This is a genomic window from Actinomadura geliboluensis, from assembly GCF_043197915.1.
GTDB lineage: Bacteria > Actinomycetota > Actinomycetes > Streptosporangiales > Streptosporangiaceae > Spirillospora > Spirillospora geliboluensis.
In genome coordinates, this window is sequence record NZ_JBICUA010000001.1 from 1,029,616 (window position 1) to 1,048,306 (window position 18,691).

Annotated in this window: 23 protein-coding genes; 12 read left to right on the forward strand and 11 right to left on the reverse strand. The window is 73.4% G+C overall.

Going from position 1 to position 18,691, the window contains the following annotated elements:
* Window positions 1–13: 13 nt before the first annotated feature.
* The gene (locus tag ACGFI1_RS04890; protein ID WP_392782952.1) at window positions 14–892 is read right to left on the reverse strand and encodes a lysophospholipid acyltransferase family protein; all 879 of its coding nucleotides are present in this window, start codon (window positions 890–892) and stop codon (window positions 14–16) included.
* Window positions 893–993: 101 nt separating this feature from the next.
* Here ACGFI1_RS04890 and cofC point away from each other — a divergent pair, with 101 nt between their 5' ends.
* Both cofC and ACGFI1_RS04900 read left to right on the forward strand, forming a co-directional pair.
* Window positions 994–1,671, forward strand: a complete 678-nt coding sequence (gene cofC, locus ACGFI1_RS04895) for a 2-phospho-L-lactate guanylyltransferase (protein ID WP_138636381.1) — start codon at window positions 994–996, stop codon at window positions 1,669–1,671.
* 10 nt (window positions 1,672–1,681) lie between these two features.
* On the forward strand, window positions 1,682–1,894 hold the full coding sequence (locus tag ACGFI1_RS04900; RefSeq protein ID WP_387067852.1) for a cold-shock protein: 213 nt from the start codon (window positions 1,682–1,684) through the stop codon (window positions 1,892–1,894).
* Window positions 1,895–1,974: 80 nt separating this feature from the next.
* Here ACGFI1_RS04900 and ACGFI1_RS04905 read toward each other — a convergent pair whose 3' ends face one another.
* The 4 genes from ACGFI1_RS04905 to leuC all read right to left on the reverse strand — a co-directional run bounded on the left by ACGFI1_RS04905 (window position 1,975) and on the right by leuC (window position 4,894).
* On the reverse strand, window positions 1,975–2,253 hold the full coding sequence (locus ACGFI1_RS04905; RefSeq protein ID WP_021598708.1) for an HU family DNA-binding protein: 279 nt from the start codon (window positions 2,251–2,253) through the stop codon (window positions 1,975–1,977).
* 158 nt (window positions 2,254–2,411) lie between these two features.
* On the reverse strand, window positions 2,412–2,645 hold the full coding sequence (locus ACGFI1_RS04910) for an SCO5555 family protein (RefSeq protein WP_240807537.1): 234 nt from the start codon (window positions 2,643–2,645) through the stop codon (window positions 2,412–2,414).
* 251 nt (window positions 2,646–2,896) lie between these two features.
* Entirely contained in the window at window positions 2,897–3,484 is a 588-nt protein-coding gene (gene leuD, locus ACGFI1_RS04915) for a 3-isopropylmalate dehydratase small subunit (protein ID WP_138636378.1), read from the reverse strand.
* 12 nt (window positions 3,485–3,496) lie between these two features.
* Complete coding sequence (gene leuC / locus ACGFI1_RS04920; RefSeq protein ID WP_138636377.1) at window positions 3,497–4,894, reverse strand: 3-isopropylmalate dehydratase large subunit; 1,398 nt, start codon at window positions 4,892–4,894, stop codon at window positions 3,497–3,499.
* 112 nt (window positions 4,895–5,006) lie between these two features.
* Here leuC and ACGFI1_RS04925 point away from each other — a divergent pair, with 112 nt between their 5' ends.
* The 5 genes from ACGFI1_RS04925 (at window position 5,007) to ACGFI1_RS04945 (ending at window position 8,583) form a co-directional block, all read left to right on the forward strand.
* A complete protein-coding gene (locus tag ACGFI1_RS04925) occupies window positions 5,007–5,726 on the forward strand; it encodes an IclR family transcriptional regulator (protein WP_364552571.1) in 720 nt (239 codons plus the stop codon).
* Window positions 5,727–5,847: 121 nt separating this feature from the next.
* A complete protein-coding gene (locus ACGFI1_RS04930) occupies window positions 5,848–6,477 on the forward strand; it encodes a MerR family transcriptional regulator (protein ID WP_392737160.1) in 630 nt (209 codons plus the stop codon).
* 96 nt (window positions 6,478–6,573) lie between these two features.
* The gene (locus tag ACGFI1_RS04935; RefSeq protein ID WP_138636374.1) at window positions 6,574–6,963 is read left to right on the forward strand and encodes a YidH family protein; all 390 of its coding nucleotides are present in this window, start codon (window positions 6,574–6,576) and stop codon (window positions 6,961–6,963) included.
* Window positions 6,960–7,268: a DUF202 domain-containing protein gene (locus ACGFI1_RS04940; RefSeq protein ID WP_138636373.1), complete on the forward strand. Its 309-nt coding sequence runs from the start codon at window positions 6,960–6,962 to the stop codon at window positions 7,266–7,268. Before ACGFI1_RS04935 ends, ACGFI1_RS04940 begins: the two co-directional genes overlap by 4 nt.
* Before the next feature lie 88 nt (window positions 7,269–7,356).
* On the forward strand, window positions 7,357–8,583 hold the full coding sequence (locus ACGFI1_RS04945) for an NAD(P)-binding domain-containing protein (RefSeq protein ID WP_392782957.1): 1,227 nt from the start codon (window positions 7,357–7,359) through the stop codon (window positions 8,581–8,583).
* Between the two features lie 19 nt (window positions 8,584–8,602).
* On the opposite strand, the gene ACGFI1_RS04950 is transcribed toward ACGFI1_RS04945, so the two are convergent.
* Window positions 8,603–9,517 (reverse strand): LysR family transcriptional regulator, encoded by a 915-nt coding sequence (locus tag ACGFI1_RS04950; protein ID WP_386867377.1) that lies wholly within the window; start codon window positions 9,515–9,517, stop codon window positions 8,603–8,605.
* 103 nt (window positions 9,518–9,620) lie between these two features.
* On the opposite strand from ACGFI1_RS04950, the gene ACGFI1_RS04955 reads away from it, so the two are divergent.
* From ACGFI1_RS04955 to ACGFI1_RS04975, 5 genes are read left to right on the forward strand one after another with little or no spacing between them, the layout of a single operon-like run.
* Window positions 9,621–10,451: an SAM hydrolase/SAM-dependent halogenase family protein gene (locus ACGFI1_RS04955; RefSeq protein WP_392782961.1), complete on the forward strand. Its 831-nt coding sequence runs from the start codon at window positions 9,621–9,623 to the stop codon at window positions 10,449–10,451.
* 27 nt (window positions 10,452–10,478) lie between these two features.
* A complete protein-coding gene (locus tag ACGFI1_RS04960; RefSeq protein WP_392782964.1) occupies window positions 10,479–11,348 on the forward strand; it encodes an ABC transporter substrate-binding protein in 870 nt (289 codons plus the stop codon).
* On the forward strand, window positions 11,309–12,226 hold the full coding sequence (locus tag ACGFI1_RS04965; RefSeq protein ID WP_392782967.1) for an amino acid ABC transporter permease: 918 nt from the start codon (window positions 11,309–11,311) through the stop codon (window positions 12,224–12,226). Before ACGFI1_RS04960 ends, ACGFI1_RS04965 begins: the two co-directional genes overlap by 40 nt.
* Window positions 12,223–12,972 carry an amino acid ABC transporter ATP-binding protein gene (locus tag ACGFI1_RS04970; protein WP_392782970.1) on the forward strand — a complete coding sequence of 250 codons (750 nt, stop codon included), beginning with the start codon at window positions 12,223–12,225 and terminating at the stop codon, window positions 12,970–12,972. Before ACGFI1_RS04965 ends, ACGFI1_RS04970 begins: the two co-directional genes overlap by 4 nt.
* Window positions 12,973–12,985: 13 nt before the next feature.
* Window positions 12,986–13,384, forward strand: a complete 399-nt coding sequence (locus ACGFI1_RS04975; protein ID WP_138636368.1) for an NUDIX hydrolase — start codon at window positions 12,986–12,988, stop codon at window positions 13,382–13,384.
* A 12-nt stretch (window positions 13,385–13,396) separates the two neighbouring features.
* Here ACGFI1_RS04975 and ACGFI1_RS04980 read toward each other — a convergent pair whose 3' ends face one another.
* The 5 genes from ACGFI1_RS04980 to ACGFI1_RS05000 are packed head-to-tail and all read right to left on the reverse strand — an operon-like array spanning window position 13,397 to window position 18,689.
* On the reverse strand, window positions 13,397–14,773 hold the full coding sequence (locus ACGFI1_RS04980; RefSeq protein WP_392782973.1) for an NADH-quinone oxidoreductase subunit N: 1,377 nt from the start codon (window positions 14,771–14,773) through the stop codon (window positions 13,397–13,399).
* 12 nt (window positions 14,774–14,785) lie between these two features.
* Entirely contained in the window at window positions 14,786–16,267 is a 1,482-nt protein-coding gene (locus ACGFI1_RS04985) for a complex I subunit 4 family protein (RefSeq protein WP_392782976.1), read from the reverse strand.
* Between the two features lie 4 nt (window positions 16,268–16,271).
* Window positions 16,272–17,891: an NADH-quinone oxidoreductase subunit 5 family protein gene (locus tag ACGFI1_RS04990; protein ID WP_392782979.1), complete on the reverse strand. Its 1,620-nt coding sequence runs from the start codon at window positions 17,889–17,891 to the stop codon at window positions 16,272–16,274.
* On the reverse strand, window positions 17,888–18,193 hold the full coding sequence (nuoK, locus tag ACGFI1_RS04995) for an NADH-quinone oxidoreductase subunit NuoK (protein WP_387067884.1): 306 nt from the start codon (window positions 18,191–18,193) through the stop codon (window positions 17,888–17,890). The genes ACGFI1_RS04990 and nuoK overlap by 4 nt, the downstream gene beginning before the upstream one ends.
* Window positions 18,183–18,689, reverse strand: a complete 507-nt coding sequence (locus ACGFI1_RS05000) for an NADH-quinone oxidoreductase subunit J (protein WP_387067887.1) — start codon at window positions 18,687–18,689, stop codon at window positions 18,183–18,185. The genes nuoK and ACGFI1_RS05000 overlap by 11 nt, the downstream gene beginning before the upstream one ends.
* Window positions 18,690–18,691: the final 2 nt, after the last annotated feature.

Below are 18,691 nucleotides of genomic sequence, written 5' to 3' on the forward strand. Positions count from 1 at the left end.
GCGGTACGGAAGGTCACGAGCCGTCCGCCTTCCGGTCGGCGGTGCCGCGCGCGGCGGGCGCGCGGCCGCCCGGCCCCGGCTCGGCCGGCTCCGCGGGCGCCGGCACCGCGGCCTGCGCGGCCTGCGCGGCCTGCGCGGCGCGGCGGCGCTCCTCCAGCACCAGGTGGTGGTCGTAGCGCTCCTTCGGCGGCTCCTCGCCGCGCAGCTCGCCGAGGAGGCCGGCGATCGCCGCCATGATGTCGTCGGTGGCGGCGCGCAGCGTCTCCTTGCTCAGCGGCAGACCCTCGTACGCCGACAGGTCCACCGGCGGCCCGGCGATCACCTTCATCGTCTTGCGGGGCAGCGGGTGGAAGCCCTTCTTCAGGCTGCCCGCGAGGCCCTTCTGCTCGCCCTTCTTGTACGGCATCAGCTCGTGCGCCCCCCAGCTCGCGACGGGGACGACCTTCGCGCCCGTCGTCAGCGCCATGCGGGCGACGCCCGTCTGGCCGGTCATCGGCCACAGCTCCGGGTCGCGGGTGCAGCTGCCCTCCGGGTAGAACATCAGGCACTCGCCGTCCAGCAGTGCCCTCTCCGCGTCCTTCAGGGCGAGCGAGGCGTCGGCGCGGTCGCGGTACACGGGGATCTGGCCGGTGCCGCGCAGCACGCTGCCGATGAACTTCACGTCGAACAGCGTGGACTTGGCCAGGTAGACCGGGTAGCGGCCCGACTCGTAGACGAAGTGGGCGAGCGCCAGGGGGTCGGACTCGGAGATGTGGTTGGCGGCGATGATGACGCCGCCCTTCCCGGGTACGTTGCCCCGGCCGCGCCAGTCCCGCTTCAGGAGCCCGAACAGCAGCGGGCGCAGGATGACGATGGTGAGCTTCCGCCAGCGCGGCGAGTACCCGTGGCTCATGCCCGTCCCCTCCTCATTCCTTCCCCTCCTCGCTTCATCCCCCGGATGAACGTGGGGTGTCATCAAGTGTCGCGGTTGCGTGCGCATAGTGTCGAGTTGCCATGTCTACAACAGCACGGGCCCGCGCCGCGCGGAACGCGCCCCGCCCGCCCTGGTCGCTCGTCGTCCCCGTCAAGGTGCTCGCCAGGGCCAAGACCCGCATGTCCGCCGCGGCGGGCCCGCACCGGGAGGCCCTCGCGCTCGCGGTGGCGGCCGACACGGTCGCGGCGGCGCTGCGCTGCGACCGGGTCCGCGACGTGATCGTTGTCACCGACGATCCCCTTCCGGCGGCCGAGCTCGCCGCCCTCGGCGCCCGCGTGGTGCCCGACGTGCCGGACGCCGGCCTGAACCCGGCGCTGGTGCACGGCGCGGGCCGGGGGCGCGAGCTGTTCCCGGACGCGGGCGTCGGCGCCCTCTCAGCGGACCTTCCCGCGCTGCGGCCGGATGAACTCGCCCGCGTCCTCGACGCCGCCGCGGCCGCGCCGCAGGCGTTCGTCCCGGACGCGGCGGGCGTCGGCACGACGCTGTACACGGCCCGGCCGGGCGTGCCGTTCGCCCCGGCGTTCGGCGGCGGGTCGCGGGCGGCGCACCGCTCCCGCGGCGCCGTGGAGATCGTCCTGCCCGGCATCGACAGCGTACGCCGCGACGTCGACACGCCGGAGGACCTCCGCGAAGCCCTCGCGCTCGGCACCGGCCCCCGCACCGCCGAGGTCGCGGCCCTGCTGCCCTCGGTGGCCTAGAGTTCCGGGCATGCAGGGAACGGTGAAGGCGTTCGACGCGGAGACCCGGTCGGGGAGCGTCCTCCTCGACGACGGCACGGAGCTGGCGTTCGACGCGGAGGCGTTCGCGGCGGGCGGGCTGCGGCTGCTGCGGTTCGGCCAGCGGGTGAACCTCGCGCTGGAGGGCGGCCCGGGCGGCCGGGTCACCGCCGTGACGCTGTCGACGTTCCCGCTGCCCACCTGACGTTCCCGCTGCCCACCTGACCCGTGGACGCGTCAGCGCCCGGGACCGTTCGGACGGTCCCGGGCGCTGACGCGGCGTGGCTACTTCTTGCCGGCCACCAGGTTCTTGAAGTCCGCGCCGGCCTTGAACTTCGGCACGGACGTCGCGGGAACCTCGATGGTCTTGCCCGTTGCGGGGTTGCGGGCCGTACGGGCAGGCCGGTCGGCCTTCTCGAACGAACCGAACCCGGTGATGGCGACCTTGTCGCCCTTGGCGACGGCGTTCTGGATCGCCTCCAGGATGGCGTCGACGGCCTCGGCTGCGGCCTTCTTGCTGCCCAGCCGGTCAGAGATGGCGTCGACCAGCTCACGCTTGTTCATGGGTTACTCCTCTAGTTCCCCCCTTGCCCGAACGAAACTAAGGGACCCTCAGCATGGACACAATCACCTGCACGCAAGAGTTGGCGTGTCGCTGGCGTTTTTGTCGGCCTCGCCCCCGTCTCGCCGGGTGACCGGACCGGATCCGGCCACTGCGCACGCTAACCGACGTCGGCCCCGTCTTGGAAATCGGCGAGGAACGCGTCCAGCCTGCGAGCGGCCAGTCCGGCGTCCCGTTTCGCCAGATCGGTGATCGCCAGCAGGTGCCGGATGAGCCGCTGCCGGGTCTCGGCCGGAAGCGGCGCCACCGCCCGATGAGCGTCACGCAACTGGCGCGCGAGCAGCATCAACGCGGGGTCGTCCCACTCCGGCCCGGTCCACGGGACCGCGCTCAATTCCATTCCCCCAAACGGTCGGCGAGCATGGCACACCCAAAATTGTCCCTGGTGCCGCCGACCACCGACACGCCCGGGGTCCCCATGAGCGCGGCCCGCGCCTTTCGGAGGGGCCTCGACAGGGTCATGTGGCCCCGCCTAACGACGCAGGCGACCGCCACGCCGCCGCGCACGCCAGAGCGAGGCTGACGTGCAACGGCGGCGTGGGGTCGCCTGCGTCGTGACAGGGTTCCAGGGGTCGCCCCCTGGGCTTACACGGTGGTGGGGAACCAGTCCTGGCGGGACTTCTCGAACTCGTTGATGGCGTCGGCGTGGCGGAGGGTGAGGCCGATGTCGTCCAGGCCCTCCATGAGGCGCCAGCGGGTGTAGTCGTCGATCTCGAAGGACGCGGTCTCCCCCGCGTAGCGCACCTCGCGCTTGTCCAGGTCGACGGTGATCTCCAGCGCCGGGTCCTTCTCGATCCGGGCCTGGAGGTCCTCCACCTGCTCGCCGGTCAGGATGACCGGCAGCAGCCCCATCTTGGTGGAGTTGTTCCGGAAGATGTCACCGAAGCGCGGGGCGATGATGACGCGGAAGCCGTACTGCTGGAGGGCCCAGACGGCGTGCTCGCGGGACGAACCGGTGCCGAAGTCGGGCCCGGCGACCAGGACGCCGGCGCCCTCGTACTGGGGCTGGTTCAGGACGAACTCGGGGTCCTCGCGCCAGGCGGAGAACAGGCCCTTGTCGAACCCGGTGCGGCTGACCTGCTTCAGCCAGACGGCCGGGATGATCTGGTCGGTGTCGACGTTGCTGCGGCGCAGCGGGACCGCGCGCCCGGTGTAGGTGGTGAACGCTTCCATCGTGGGTTCCCTCTAGAGGTCGGCGGGGGCGGTCAGGCGGCCGGTGACGGCGGTCGCGGCGGCGACGGCGGGCGACACCAGGTGGGTGCGGCCGCCGGGTCCCTGGCGTCCCTCGAAGTTGCGGTTGGACGTGGAGGCGCTGCGCTCGCCGGGCGTGAGCTTGTCCGGGTTCATCGCCAGGCACATGGAGCAGCCGGCCTCGCGCCACTCGGCGCCGGACGCGGCGATGACCGCGTCCAGGCCCTCCTCCTCGGCCTGCTTCTTGACCTTCATGGAGCCGGGGACGACCAGCATCCGGACGCCGTCGGCGACCTTGCGGCCCTCCAGCACCCCCGCGACGGCGCGCAGATCCTCGATGCGGCCGTTGGTGCAGGAGCCGACGAAGACGGTGTCGACCCGGATCTCGCGCAGCGGCGTCCCGGCGGTGAGGCCCATGTAGTCGAGGGCGCGCTCGGCGGCCTGGCGCTGGACCGGGTCGGCGAAGGACGCGGGGTCGGGCACGGACTCGCCGAGCGGCAGGCCCTGGCCGGGGTTGGTGCCCCAGGTGACGAACGGGGTCAGCGAGGCCGCGTCGATCACGACCTCCTTGTCGAAGACGGCGTCGTCGTCGGTGCGCAGGGACGTCCAGTACTCGACGGCCCGGTCCCAGTCCTCGCCCTGCGGGGCGTGCGCGCGGCCCTTGAGGTACTCGAACGTGGTCTCGTCCGGGGCGATCATCCCGGCGCGGGCGCCGGCCTCGATGGACATGTTGCAGACCGTCATGCGGCCTTCCATCGACAGCGAGCGGACCGCCTCGCCGCGGTACTCGATGATGTGGCCCTGGCCGCCGCCGGTGCCGATCTTCGCGATGATCGCGAGGATGAGGTCCTTGGCGGTGACGCCCGCGGGCAGCGCGCCCTCGACGGTGACGGCCATCGTCTTCGGCTGGACCTGCGGCAGCGTCTGGGTGGCGAGGACGTGCTCGACCTCGCTGGTGCCGATGCCGAAGGCGAGGGCGCCGAACGCGCCGTGCGTGGAGGTGTGCGAGTCGCCGCACACGACGGTCATGCCGGGCTGGGTGAGGCCGAGCTGCGGGCCCATGACGTGGACGATGCCCTGCCCGTCGTCGCCCATCGGGTGCAGCCGGACGCCGAAGTCGGAGCAGTTCTTGCGCAGCGTCTCGACCTGGGTGCGCGACACCGGGTCGGCGATGGGCTTGAGCAGGTCCGTGGTCGGGACGTTGTGGTCCTCGGTGGCGATGGTCAGGTCGGGGCGGCGGACCTTGCGGCCGGCCATCCGCAGCCCGTCGAACGCCTGCGGGCTCGTGACCTCGTGGACGAGGTGCAGGTCGATGTAGAGGAGGTCGGGCTCACCCTCGGCGCGCCGCACGACGTGCGCGTCGTAGACCTTCTCGGCCAGTGTTCGGCCCATCACTCCCACCTCACCTGTAAGGATCGTCGGTGCCCGGCGCAGGTCGCCGGCGCACCGTGGTCTCGGTCACCCTGACTTGCAATCTCACATTACGAGACGTCAATATCAAGACATGGACAACTCTAGCGGAGTCGGCGTACTTGACAAAGCGGTTCTCGTACTGAACGCGCTGGAGGCCGGCCCGGCCTCGCTCGCCCAGCTCGTCCAGACGACCGGGCTGGCCCGCCCGACCGCGCACCGGCTGGCCGTCGCGCTGGAGCACCACCGCCTCGTGCACCGCGACACCCAGGGCCGCTTCATCCTCGGGCCGCGGCTCGCCGAGCTGGCCGTCGCCGCCGGCGAGGACCGGCTGCTCGCCATCGCCCAGCCCATCCTGGCCCAGTTGCGCGACCTCACCGGCGAGAGCGCCTCCCTGTTCCGCCGCCAGGGGGACGTCCGGGTGTGCGTGGCCGCCGCCGAGCGGACCAGCGGCCTGCGCGACACCATCCCGGTCGGCGCGGCGCTGCCGATGACGGCGGGGTCGGCCGCGCAGATCCTGCTCGCCTGGGAGGAGCCGGACCGGCTGCACCGGGGGCTGCGCAACGCCAAGTTCGAGGCGACGACGCTGGCGTCGGTCCGGCGGCGCGGGTGGGCGCAGAGCGTCGGGGAGCGCGAGCAGGGCGTGGGGTCGGTGTCGGCCCCGATCCGCGGCGCCGGCGGCCGGGTGATCGCGGCCGTCTCGGTGTCCGGGCCGCTGGAGCGGCTGACCCGCTCCCCCGGCCGGCTGCACGCCGGGCCGGTGGCCGCCGCCGCCGAGAAGATCTCCGAGGGGATGCGCCGCACCGCGTCCTGACCCGGCGCACCGGACGACGGGAGAACCGAACAACCAGAACAACCCGGACAGACATTGGATAGTGCCAGTATCCAATCCCCCGGCCTCGCTACCGTTGGCCTCCGGCGAAGGGGGTTCGACGGTGCAGATCTCCGAGCTCAGTGATCGGAGCGGTCTGACGATCCAGACGATCAAGTTCTACATCCGGGAGGGACTGCTCCCCAAGGGCTCGACCGTCAGCGCGACCCGCGCGGAGTACGACGGCCGCCATCTGGAGCGGCTGCGGCTGATCAACGCCCTGCGCGAGGTCGGGGACCTGCCCGTCGCGGCGATCCAGCAGATCATCGCGGCCGTCGAGGACGACCGGGTCAGCCTGCACGACCTGTTCGCCACCACCCGGCACGCGATCGGCCCGCACGTCGCCGCCCCGCACGACCCGCACTGGCGCGCCGCCCGCGAGGACGTGGACGCCCTCGTCCGCGAGCTCGGCTGGACGGTCGGCCCCGACGCCCCCGCCCGCGACCTGCTCGCGCACACGTTCACGGCGCTGCGCCGCCTCGGCTTCCCCATCACGCTCACGGACCTGCGCCCCTACGTCAATGCCGCCACCGAGGTCGCCGAGCACGAGATCGGCCGGGTCGGCGAGGGTGCGCCCCGCAGCCGGACGGTCCATACGCTGCTCGTCTCCACCGTGCTCTACGAGCAGGTGCTCACCGCCCTGCACCGGCTGGCCCAGGAGGACGCCTCGGCCCGCCGCTTCGGCACCCGCTGAACCACCCCCCACCAGGCATTTCCCAGATTATCAGTCGGAATTGATTTTCCGTCCCGAAAATGGCGGGGGCACTTTCATCGCCTATTATGAATGGCGATGACCGCGACACGGCACTCGTCCTCCCCGCGCGGCAGGTGGGCCGACCGCCTGCTCGCCGAGGGCGACGACCCCGACCCCAGATTCACCCTCGCCAACGAGCGCACGTTCCTGGCCTGGATCCGCACGGCGCTGGCGCTGATCGCGGGCGGCGTCGGCGCGGCGCTCGCCGGCGACTTCCTCGAACCGGTGCTGCGGCACGGCCTCGCGATCGCGTTCGCCGGGACCGGCGCGCTCACCGCCGTGCTCGCGTTCCGCCGCTGGCTGCGCACCGAGCGCGCCCTGCGCCGCGACGAGACGCTGCCGCCGCCCGCGCTCGCCCCGGTCATGGCCTACGGCATCGCGATCGCCGCGATCGCCCTGCTGGTCGCGCTCCTGGTCACGCGGTGAAGCTCTGGGACCGGGGGGCGCAGCCGGAGCGGACGGCGCTGGCCTGGTCCCGCACCACCCTGTCCCTGACCGTCGCGGGCCTGCTGTGCGTGCGGCTCGCGCCCTCGGCCGCCGGGATGGCCGCCGCCGCGGCCGTCGTCTGCGGCAGCGCCGCGCTGCTGGTGCGGCGCACGCGGGCCGGGCTGCGGACGCGGGCGCACCGGCTGCCCGCGGGCGGCGGCGCGGCCGACCCCGGCTCCATCGTGCTCATGACGGGCCTGGCACTGCTGCTGGCCCTGGCTGCGATCCTCTTCGCCTTCGGCTGATCCGGCTGAGCCATGCGTTGTCCGCATGGCAGGCGTGCGAACCCTTCGCTGGTGTCATGGCATAAAGGCGCCTAGCGTCGATCGCGCCATGACAAGAATCGCTTTTCTCGGACTGGGGCGCATGGGCGCCCCCATGGCCGCGCGGCTGCTCACCGCCGGCCACGACCTGGCCGTCTGGAACCGGACGCCCGCCCGCGCGGCGCCGCTCGCGGGGGCCGGCGCCACCGCGGCGGCCACGCCCGCCGAGGCCGCCGCCGGCCGCGACCTGGTGATCACGATGCTCACCGACGCGGACGCGGTGGAGGCCGCCCTGTTCGGTCCCGCCGGGGCGGCCGCCGCGCTGGCGCTGGGCGCGGTGATCGCCGACATGTCGACGATCGGGCCGGACGCCGTCCGCCGCGTCCGGGACCGGCTGCCCGCCGGGATCGGCTTCGTGGACGCGCCCGTCTCCGGGAGCGTCCCGCAGGCGGAGGCGGGCGAGCTGGTGATCCTCGCGGGCGCGGCGGAGGCCGACCTGGCCCGCTGCGCGGCCGCGTTCGGGGCGCTCGGGCACGTCCGGCACGCCGGGCCGCCCGGCGCGGGCGCCGCGCTCAAGCTGGTGGTGAACGGCGCGCTCGTCGCGGGCTTCGCCACGCTGGGCGAGGCCCTCGCCGTCGCCGACCGGCTCGGCGTCGACACCGGTCTGGCCCTGGAGCTCCTGTCCCGCGTCAGCCCGCAGGCACGCCGCCTGCTGGACGGGGAGGGCCCGCCCCGCTTCACCCTCGCGCTCGCCGCCAAGGACCTCGGCCTCGCGCTCGACGGCGCCGCGCAGGGCGGCGTCCTGTCCGCCGTCCAGGCGCGCGCGCAGGCCGCGCTCGGCGACGGGCTCGGCGGCCGCGATCTCACCTCACTCACCGACCACATCAGGAGAAACGCACAGATGCGCGTCACGCTCGTCAACCCGGACACCGTTCCCGCACCGCCGAACCCCGCCTACTCCCACACCGCATACGTCACCCAGGGGCCGATGCTCTACGTGTCGGGGCAGATCGCCATGGACGAGGACGGCAAGGTGGACGCCCCCGGCGACATGACCCGCCAGTGCGAGGTGATCTTCTCGCTGCTCGGCCGCATCCTCGCCGCGCACGGCGCCGGCTTCAACGACGTCGTCAGCATCCGCACGTTCCTCACCGACATGGATCTGCGCGCCGAGTACGCGGCGGTCCGCTACCGGCACATCACCGGCACGCCGCCGACCAGCACGACCGTGGAGGTGCCCCGCCTCTTCCACCCGGACGCGCTGATCGAGATCGAGCTCGTCGCCGCGGTCCCCTGACGCCTCCGGAGCAAAGGGGCTAAGGGCGCAGGTCCCCGGCCACGTCGCGCAGATCCGCCAGGAACGCGGTGACGGCCGGGGACCGCCGCGCGTGCCGCCCCACCGCCGCGTAGACGGTGCGGCGCGGCCCCCGGCCGGACGCCACGGCGCGCAGCACCACCCCGTCCCGCACCACGGCCGAGGCCGCCAGCGCGGGCACGAGCGTCACACCGAACCCCTCCGCGACCAGGCCCAGCTTGGAGATCCACTCGGCGACCCGGATCGGGGTCTCCGGGACGAAGCCGGCGGCCTCGCAGCGGGCGCGTAGCGCGGCGATCGCCTCGGGGTCGTCGGCGACGATCCACGGCTCGGCGGCCAGCTCGTCCAGCGGGACGCGGTCGCGCGCGGCGAGCCGGTGCCCGCTCGGCAGCGCGACGAGCAGCGCGTCGTCCAGCAGCGGCACGAGGTCGTCGGCGTCGAGCGACGGGTGCTTGTGCGTGCTGACCAGCACGATGTCGAGGTCTCCCGCGTCCAGCATCGGCAGCAGCCGCTCGGTCGTCCCCTCCCGCAGCACCGGCCGCACGCCCGGATGGCGGGCCCGGAACCGGGCGAGGGCGCGCGGCACGAGCACGGCGTTGGCCGTGGGGAAGGCGCCGAGGCGCAGCGTCCCGGTGTCGAGGCGGCGCAGCCCGTCGAGCGCGCGGGCGGTGGCGGCGAGCCGGTCGAGCAGCGCCCGCGCGTGCGGCAGCAGGTGCTCCCCGGCGGGGGTCGGCCGGACGCCCCGCGCGCCGCGCGCGAACAGCTCCACCCCGCAGACGTCCTCCAGCGCGGCGACCTGCCGGGACACCGCCGACTGGGTGTAGCCCTCCGCGGCCGCGGCGGCGGTGAAGGAGCCGAGGTCGGCGACGGCGACGAACGTCCGCAGCAGGACGGGATCGAGGGCTTCGGCGCGCACCCGTGCAGGATACGAGCAGCCGGGGAGCACGGGCTGATCACCGGCTTGGTACCCTTTTGCCTCTCACCCTCCGTCATCACCGCAGGTCCCGCCGAGGTCGCCCATGTCCGAGAGCCGTCCGTTCGTCAGTCTGGCGACCGACTTCGGCGCCGCCTACACGTCCATCTGCGCCGGCGTGGTCTACACGATCGCGCCCGAGGCCACCGTGCTCGTGCTGAGCGACGAGATCACGCCGTTCGACGTCCGCGAGGGCGCGATGCTGCTGCGCCAGGCGCTCCCGTACCTGCCCGTCGGCGTCCACACCGGGATCGTCGACCCCGGCGTCGGGACGCCGCGCCGTCCCGTCGCGGTCGAGACCGGGCGCGGGGACGTGCTCATCGGCCCCGACAACGGGCTGCTCGTCCCCGCCGCCGAGGTCCTGGGCGGGGTCGTCCGGGCGCACGCCCTGGAGAATCCCGCGTACCGGCTGCCGGAGGTGTCGACCTCCTTCCACGGCCGCGACATCTTCTCCCCCGCCGCCGCGCACGTCGCGACCGGCGTCGCCGTCGCCGACCTCGGTCCGGCGGTCGAGCTGCTGCCGCTGGACGTCCCGCCCCCGGTGGCGGACGACGGCGGCCTCACCGTTCCCGTGCTCTACACCGACCGCTTCGGCAGCCTCGTCCTCGGCGCCGAACCCGGCGATCTGACCGCCGCGTTCGGCGAACTGCCGCCCGGGACTCCGCTGGACGTCGCTTGGACCGTTCCGGCCCCGGGCTCGGCGCGGGTGGCCTTCGCGGAGACCTTCGGCGCGGTCGCGCCCGGCGAGCCGCTGCTGTGGACGGACTCGTCCGGCTGGCTCGGCCTCGCCGTCAACCAGGGATCGGCCACCGATGCCCTCGGCCTCAAGGGTGTGCGGTCCCTCACGCTGCGCCCGGCCACTCCCCGTTCTGACTGATAACAAAACGACCGCTGGAGGCCCCCTATGCACCGCCGCCCCCTGGCGGCCGTCCTCACCGGACTGGCCGCGCTGACCCTCGCCGTCACCGCCTGCGCCCCGCAGGAGGACGACACCGCCGCCGCCTCCAAGAGCCCCGCGTCCTGCACGAAGGACAAGCTCGCCCTGAAGACGCCCGGCAAGCTGACGGTCGCCACCGACAAGCCCGCGTTCGAGCCGTGGTTCAAGGACGACGACCCGAAGAACGGGCAGGGCTTCGAGAGCGCCGTCGCCTACGCGGTCGCCGACAAGCTCGGCTTCACCAAGGACGAGGTGGCCTGGACGGTCGAGTCGTTCGAGTCGTCCTACGCGCCCGGCACGAAGAAGTTCGACTTCGACATCAACCAGATCTCCGTCACCCCCGCCCGCGAGAAGGCCGTGACGTTCAGCGACGGCTACTACGACGTCCAGCAGGGCGTGGTCGCGCTGGAGGGCACCAAGTTCGCGGACGCGTCGAGCATCGCCGAGCTGAAGGGCGCGAAGATCGCCGTGCAGGTCGGCACGACCTCCTACCAGGCGGTCAAGAACCAGCTCAAGCCGGACGCCGAGCCGAAGGTGTTCAACAACCAGATCGACGCCGTCAACGCGCTGAAGAACAAGCAGGCGGACGTGCTGCTGGTCGACCTGCCGACGGCGTTCTACGTGACCGCCGCCCAGGTCGAGGGCTCCAAGATCGTCGGGCAGCTGCCGCAGACGCAGGGCGGCGAGACCGAGCACTTCGGGCTGCTGCTGGAGAAGGGCAGCCCGCTGGTCGGCTGCCTCGACCAGGCGATCGGGGAGCTGAAGTCGTCCGGTGAGCTGGCGAAGATCGAGGAGCGGTGGCTGACGTCGTCGGCGGGCGCTCCCGTGCTGAAGTGACCGCGTCCGGGACGAGCGCGCCCGGCAACGGCGCCTGGGTCAAGAGCACACGGCAGCTCGACCGGGAGCGCCGGCGCCGCCGCGCCGGCGCCCGGTCGGCGTCCCTCGCCACGGCGTCGACCGTGCTGTTCGCGGTCGTCGTCGTGGCGGTCGTGGTGTCCTCGCCCGGCTGGCCCCGGGTGCAGGAGACGTTCTTCTCCTGGGGAGAGTTCACCGACGCGTTCCCGGACGTGCTGCGCGGCTTCTGGCTGAACGTCCGGATCTTCCTGATCGCCGAGCCGGTGATCCTGGTCGTCGGGCTGCTGGTGGCGCTCGCGCGGGGGCTGCGCAGCCCGCTGTTCTTCCCGCTGCGGGCGCTCGCCGTCGCCTACACCGACGTGTTCCGGGGCATCCCGACGATCCTGCTGGTGTACCTGGTCGGGTTCGGGCTGCCCGCGCTGCGCCTGCAGGGCATCCCGGACAATCCGGCCGTGCTGGGCGGGTTCGCGCTGGTGCTGTCCTACGGCGCGTACGTCGCGGAGGTGTTCCGCGCCGGGATCGACTCGATCCATCCGAGCCAGCGCGCCGCCGCGCGGTCGCTCGGCCTCAGCCGCACGCAGAGCCTCCGGTTCGTGGTGCTGCCGCAGGCGGTGCGCCGGGTCGTGCCGCCGCTGCTGAACGACTTCGCCTCGCTGCAGAAGGACACCGCGCTCGTCGCCGTCCTCGGCCCGCTGGAGGCGCTCCGGCAGGCGCAGATCCACTCGGCCGACACCTTCAACTACACGCCGTTCCTGGCCTCGGCGGTGCTGTTCATCGCGCTGACGGTGCCGATGGCGAGGTTCACCGACCATCTCGCGGCGCGCGCGGAGCGGCGCCGCGCCCCCGGAGGCGGCACATGAGCGAACCGCTGCTGCGCGTCGAGGGCGTGTGGAAGACCTACCACGCGCATCCGGTGCTGCGCGGCGTCGACCTGGACGTCGCGCCGCACGAGGTCGTCTGCCTGATCGGCGCGTCCGGCTCGGGCAAGTCGACGCTGCTGCGCTGCGTCAACGTGCTGGAGACGGTCGACGACGGGGCGATCTTCCTGGACGGCGACGACATCACCGACCCGGACGCCGACCCCGACGACGTCCGCAAGCGCATCGGGATGGTGTTCCAGTCCTACAACCTGTTCCCGCACATGTCGGTGCTGGACAACATCACCCTCGCGCCGGTGCGCGTCCACAAGCGGCGGCGCGCCGAGGCCGAGAAGGACGCCCGGGAGCTGCTGGAGCGGTTCGGGCTCGCCGACAAGGCCGGCGAGTACCCCGACCGGCTCTCCGGCGGGCAGCAGCAGCGCGTCGCGATCGTCCGGGCGATGGCGGGGCGGCCCAGCCTGCTGCTGCTGGACGAGGTGACGTCCGCGCTCGACCCCGAGCTGGTCACCGAGGTGATGGACATCATCCGGGAGCTGAAGGACTCCGGCATGACGATGGTCCTGGCGACGCACGAGATGGGCTTCGCCCGCGACATCGCCGACACCGTGTGCTTCCTGCACGACGGCGTGCTGCTGGAGCGCGGGCCCGCCGAGCAGATCTTCACCGAGCCCGCCGAGCCGCGGACCCGCGAGTTCCTGCGCCGGGTCCTGGAGTCTCGGAGGCTGTAGGAGACTGATCGGCGTGGCAGATCTCGATGTGGTGGCGTGGGTGCAGGTGGCGGACGGCCGGATGCTCGCGGTCCGGTCGCGGGGCCGCGACCTGCTCTACCTTCCGGGCGGCAAGCGCGAGCCGGGCGAGGACGACTGGTCGGCCCTGTCCCGCGAGGTCCGGGAGGAGCTCGCGCTGGAGCTGGACCGGGCGTCCTTCCGGGAGCTGGGCGTCATCCGCGCGCCCGCCCACGACCAGCCCGACTTCGCCCACGTGCGGATGGCCTGCTTCACCGCCGCGTACCGGGGCGCGATGACCGCGGCCGGCGAGGTGGACGAGTACGTGTACGTGGGGCGCGGCGAGCGGCACCTGCTCGCCCCGGCGGCGCGGGCCGCGCTCGACCTGGCCGGGGAGCACGGCCTCCTGAACTGACCGGTCCGGGGTTCACATCGCCAGGGCCACGCCGGCGCCGATCCCGAGCGCCAGCGAGAGCAGCGCGGCGGCGACGGCGACCGCCGTGGCGCCCCGCGCCGGACGGGACGTCACGTCCGGCCGCCGGAACGCCGGGACGATCCAGCGCAGGTAGTAGAAGACGCTCGCGACCGTGTTGACGGCGGCGACGACGGCGAGCCACAGGAAGCGGCCGTCCAGGGCCGCGCCGAACATCAGGACCTTCCCGACGAACACGGCGGTCGGCGGGGTGCCGATGAAGCCGAGCAGGCAGATCACCAGCGACAGGCCGAGCAGCGGTGAGCGGCGCATCAGCCCCGCGTATCCGGCGAGGTCGTCGCGTCCGGCCGCGAGGACCACCGCGAACGCGCCCGCGTTGGTCACCGCGTAGGCGGCGACGTAGTACAGCAGCGCGGGCTCGGCCAGGTCGGTGCGTCCCGCCATCGCGACGGGGACGAGCAGGTAGCCCGCCTGGCTGACGGTCGAGTAGGCCAGCAGCCGCCGCACGTTGTCCTGCCCGAACGCGGCGAGGTTGCCGAGCGTCATGGTGGCCGCCGCGATGACGGCGACGAGCGTGGGCCACCCTGCCGCGCCGGGCGGGAGGGCCTCGGCGCCGAACCGGTAGAGGGCGGCGAACGCGCCGATCTTCGGGACGGTCGTGACGAACGCGGCGACGGCCGGCGGCGCGCCCTCGGTGACGTCCGGGACCCAGAAGTGCCCGGGGACCGCGCCCGCTTTGAACAGCAGCCCGGCGAGCAGCGCGACGACACCGGCGGCGACCGCCGCCGAGGGGGCGTCGGCGAGGTCCGCGCGCAGCGCCGCGTAGGAGGTGCCGCGCCCCACCCCGGACAGCACCGTCACCCCGGCGAGCATGAACACGCCGAGCAGCGCCCCCATCAGGTAGTACTTCAGCGCGGCCTCGGTGCCCGGCGCGTCCTTGCCGAACCCGGCGAGGGCGTAGGCGGGGATGCTCGCCAGCAGGTAGGCGGCGACCAGCACCAGCAGGTCGGACGAGGCGCCCAGCACGATCGCCCCGAGCGCCGACAGCAGGATCAGGACGTAGTGCTCGCTCTCCCGCGGATGGCCGCGCACCGGCCCGGCGGCGAGGGCCAGCACGGCGAGCGTCGCGGCCATCACGGTGATCCGGGTGACGTGCGTGATCGGGTCGACCTCGAACGCGTCGAACACCGCCAGGTCGGCGCGGGTCGCGGCCACCCCGGCGGCGACGAGCCCGGCGGCGAGCCCGGCCGCGCAGATCACCGCGACCCGCCACTGCCGGGTCCGCGGCAGGAACAGCCCGTTGACCAGGCCGAGGACGGCGGCGAGCAGGACGCACAGCTCGGGGGCGAGGTCGGCGGGGTTCTCGTTCATCACCGTGCCGCGTCACCGTCCCACGAGCCCGACGACGGCGGCCGAGACGGGCTCGATCGTGTCGAGCAGGCCGCGCGGCACCACGCCGATGAGCAGCGACAGGAGCAGCAGCGGGACGAGGGCGGCGAGCTCGGGCCGGCGCACGTCGGTGACCCGGCCGGTCAGCTCGCCGGGCGGCCCGAGCACGGCCCGGTGCAGGACGCGGAGGAACAGCCCGGCCGTGATCAGGATGCCGAGGACGGCGAGCGCACCGGCCACGGCGGCCGCGGCGGTGCCGCTCCCGATCGTCCCGGCGAAGATCTGGAACTCGGCGATGAACCCGGACAGGCCGGGCAGCCCGAGCGAGGCGAACGCGGCCACCGCGAACAGCCACGCGAACACCGGCGCGTTCCGCGCGATCCCGCCGAACCGGCCGATGTCGTAGCTGTCGGCGCGGTCGTGCAGGACCCCGGCCAGCAGGAACAGCGCGCCGGTGACGAGCCCGTGGCTGACCATCTGCGTCACCGCGCCGGTCACCGCGAGGCGCCGCGCGTCCGCGTCGCCGGACGCGTACCCGGCCGCGCCCAGCGCGAGGACGATGTAGCCCATGTGGTTCACGGACGTGTAGGCGATGAGCCGCTTGACGTTGTCCTGCGCGAGGGCGACCAGTGCCCCGTACAGGACGCTGACCAGCCCGACGATCAGGAAGGCGAGCGCGTAGCGGCGCCAGGCGTCCGGCAGCATCGGCATCGCGATCCGGACGAGCCCGTAGGTGCCCATCTTCAGCATCACCCCGGCGAGGATCGCCGACCCGGCGGCGGGCGCGTCGGTGTGCGCGGGCGGCAGCCAGGTGTGGAACGGGACGACCGGCGTCTTGATGCCGAGCCCGATCGCCACGGCGAGCAGCGTGAGCCCGGCGAGCCCGCCGTGCAGCGGCGGGTTGCGGGTCAACTCGACCATGTCGAAGGTGTTGGGGTCGGCGCCGAGGTAGAGGCCGATGAAGCCGAGCAGCAGGACCAGCGACCCGAGGAAGGTGTAGAGGAAGAACTTCAGCGCCGACCGCGACCTGTCGCCGTGCCCCCAGAGCAGGATCACGAAGTACATGCCGACGATCGACAGGTCGAAGAAGACGAAGAACAGCAGGAGGTCGAGGGCCGCGAACAGGCCGAGGCACACCGTCTCCAGGAAGAGGAACAGCATCGCGAACGCCCGCACCCGGTGCGTGTGCCGCAGCGAGTACACCGCGCAGGCCGCGAACAGCACGGCGGTGAGGGCGAGCAGCGGCAGCGACAGGCCGTCCACGCCGACGTGGTAGCCGGCCCCGACGGACGGGATCCACCGCACGTCGGTCTCGTACGAGAGACCGCCGCCCGTGCCGTGCGCGATCCACATCCAGCCGACGAGCGCGACCTCCGCGAGGCTGACGGCGGTCCACGTCCACGGCACCGCGCGGCGCGGGACGGCCGGCAGCACGGCCGCGACCAGGACGGGCAGGAAGATCACCAGTGTCAGCATCGGCTCACCCGGCCAGGACGGCGACGACGACGAGCACCGCGAGCACCACCGCGGCCTGGGCGTAGTACAGGTGCACCTGCCCGGTCTGCGGGCGGCGGGCCAGCGCGGCGAGGGCGCGGGCGGCGCGCACCACCAGGGCGGTCACACCGTCCACGCGGATCTCGACCCGGCGCCCGGCCAGGCCCGCCGCCCACCGGCCGCCGCGCGCGGCGCCCCGGACGGCGCCGTCCACGACCCGGTCGTCGAACCGGGCCAGCGCCCGCGCGGCGGCGAACGCCGGACGCACGACGACCGCCCCGGCGGCCCGCTCCAGGTACAGCCATTCCACCGCCCATCCGGGCGCCGGAACCCGCCTGGCAGCTCCGACCGCGCCGACCGTGAGCACCGTCAGGGCGCCGGACAGGACGAGCACCTCCAGGTCGGGGCCGCCCTCGTGCGGCATGCCGAGCATGCGTCGCCAGGCGTCCGCCACCGCGGGCACCCCCAGTACGCCGAGCACCGCCGCCGCGAAGGCCAGCACGACCAGCGGAGCCTGCCCGAGGACCGGCACCCGAATCCCCGCCCCCACGACAGGACGGAACACCGCGAACAGCGCCTTCGCCGGGTAGGCCGCCGACAGCACCGACGCCGCGAGCCCCACCGCGAGCAGCCCGGCGGGCAGGCCGCGCAGCACCTCGTCCTTGGTCACCCACAGCGACAGCGGCGGGACGCCCGCCAGCGCCAGCGCCCCCACGCCGAACGCGGCGCCGACGAGCCGGTGCCGCCGGGCCGCACCGCGCAGTTCGTCCAAGCGCTCGGTCCCGAGGGCGGTCAGCCAGACGCCCGCGCAGAGGAACAGCAGGCTCTTCACCGCCGCGTGCGCGACGAGTTGGGCCGTCGCCCCGCCCACCGAACCCGCTCCGGCGCCCAGCACCATGAAGCCGATCTGCGCGCACGTGGACGCGGCGAGGAGCTGCTTGAGGTCCCGCTGGGCCAGCGCGACGGCACCCAGCAGCAGGGCGGTCACCGCGCCCGCCCACGACACGAGCACGTCCGCCCAGCCGGTCGCGGCCAGCAGCGGATGGACGCGCATCAGCAGGTACGCCCCGGCGGCGACCATCGTGGCCGAATGCAGCAGCGCCGACACCGGGCTCGGGCCCGCCATGGCCCGCGCCAGCCAGAACGAGAACGGCAGCTGCGCCGACTTGCCCAGCGCGGACACCACGATCCCCGCCGCGACCAGGTCCCGCCAGGGGGCGTTCGCCTGCGCGAGCGCGTCGAACCGCAGCGAATGGGCGCCCGCGAGCGCGAAGCCCGCCGCCGCGTACAGGCCCATGTCGGCGGCCCGGGTCGTCAGGAACGCCACGTCCGCCGACCGGACCCGCTCGGCGTCCGGCCACACGTAGCCGATGAGCGCGTACGACATCGCGCCCATGACCTCCCAGCCCATCAGCAGCATGAGCAGGTCCGTGGCGGTGACCGTGACCGCCATCGCCGCCGCGAACAGCAGCATCAGCGCGTGGAAGCGGACCCCGTACCGCTCCCCCGCCGCGAACACCAGCACCGCGACCAGGACGACCGCCAGGGTCACCAGCAGTACGGCGGACAACCCGTCCACCGCCAGCCCGCCCAACCGGAGAATCATCCCTTGAGATCCCCGGCCTCATCGGTCAGGTCGACGTCCCGCGCCCGGAACAGGGCGGTGACCACGGCGAAGCCCATCGCCATCTCCAGCGCCATCACGGTGATCGCGACCAGCACGAGGACCTGCCCGTCCGGCAGGCCGGGCGACACCCAGAACCAGAACCCCGCCGCCGCGACCACCACACCGTTGATCATCAGTTCGAGGCCCATCATCAGCATCACGACCGACTGCTGGGACAGCGCCCCGAACAGCCCGACGCAGAACAGCGCGGCGGCCAGCAGCAGGAACGTCTCAAGCGTCATCGCCGTACCGCCCCCGGTGCGTCGCCAGCACCACCGCGGCGATCATGGTGGCCAGGATCGCGATCCCGATCACCATCATGACCAGCATCTTCGCCCCCATGATCGACTCGCCGAGCGCGAACGTCGGGTCGCGGGGCGGGCGGCCCGACCGCTCCGGCCACGGCACCGCGAAGATCCCGGCGGCCAGCGCGGCGAACAGCCCGGCCGAGATCCCGGCCGCGCCGCGCGCGTTGTGCGTCATCGTCATCGGCATCAGCCCGGCGGGGTTCATCATGTACATGACCATGAAGACCGCCATCACCAGCATCTCCATGATCATCATGAGCACGACCAGCACGCCGAGGTAGTGCAGGTCGATCAGCAGCAGCTCCGCGCCCACGCACAGGAAGGACGCGAGCAGCGCGAAGGTCGCCCGCGCCATCGAGTCGACGACGAACACCGCGACGCCGGCCGCGACCGCGAGCACGGCGAGCACCCAGAACGCGGCGTCCTCCATGA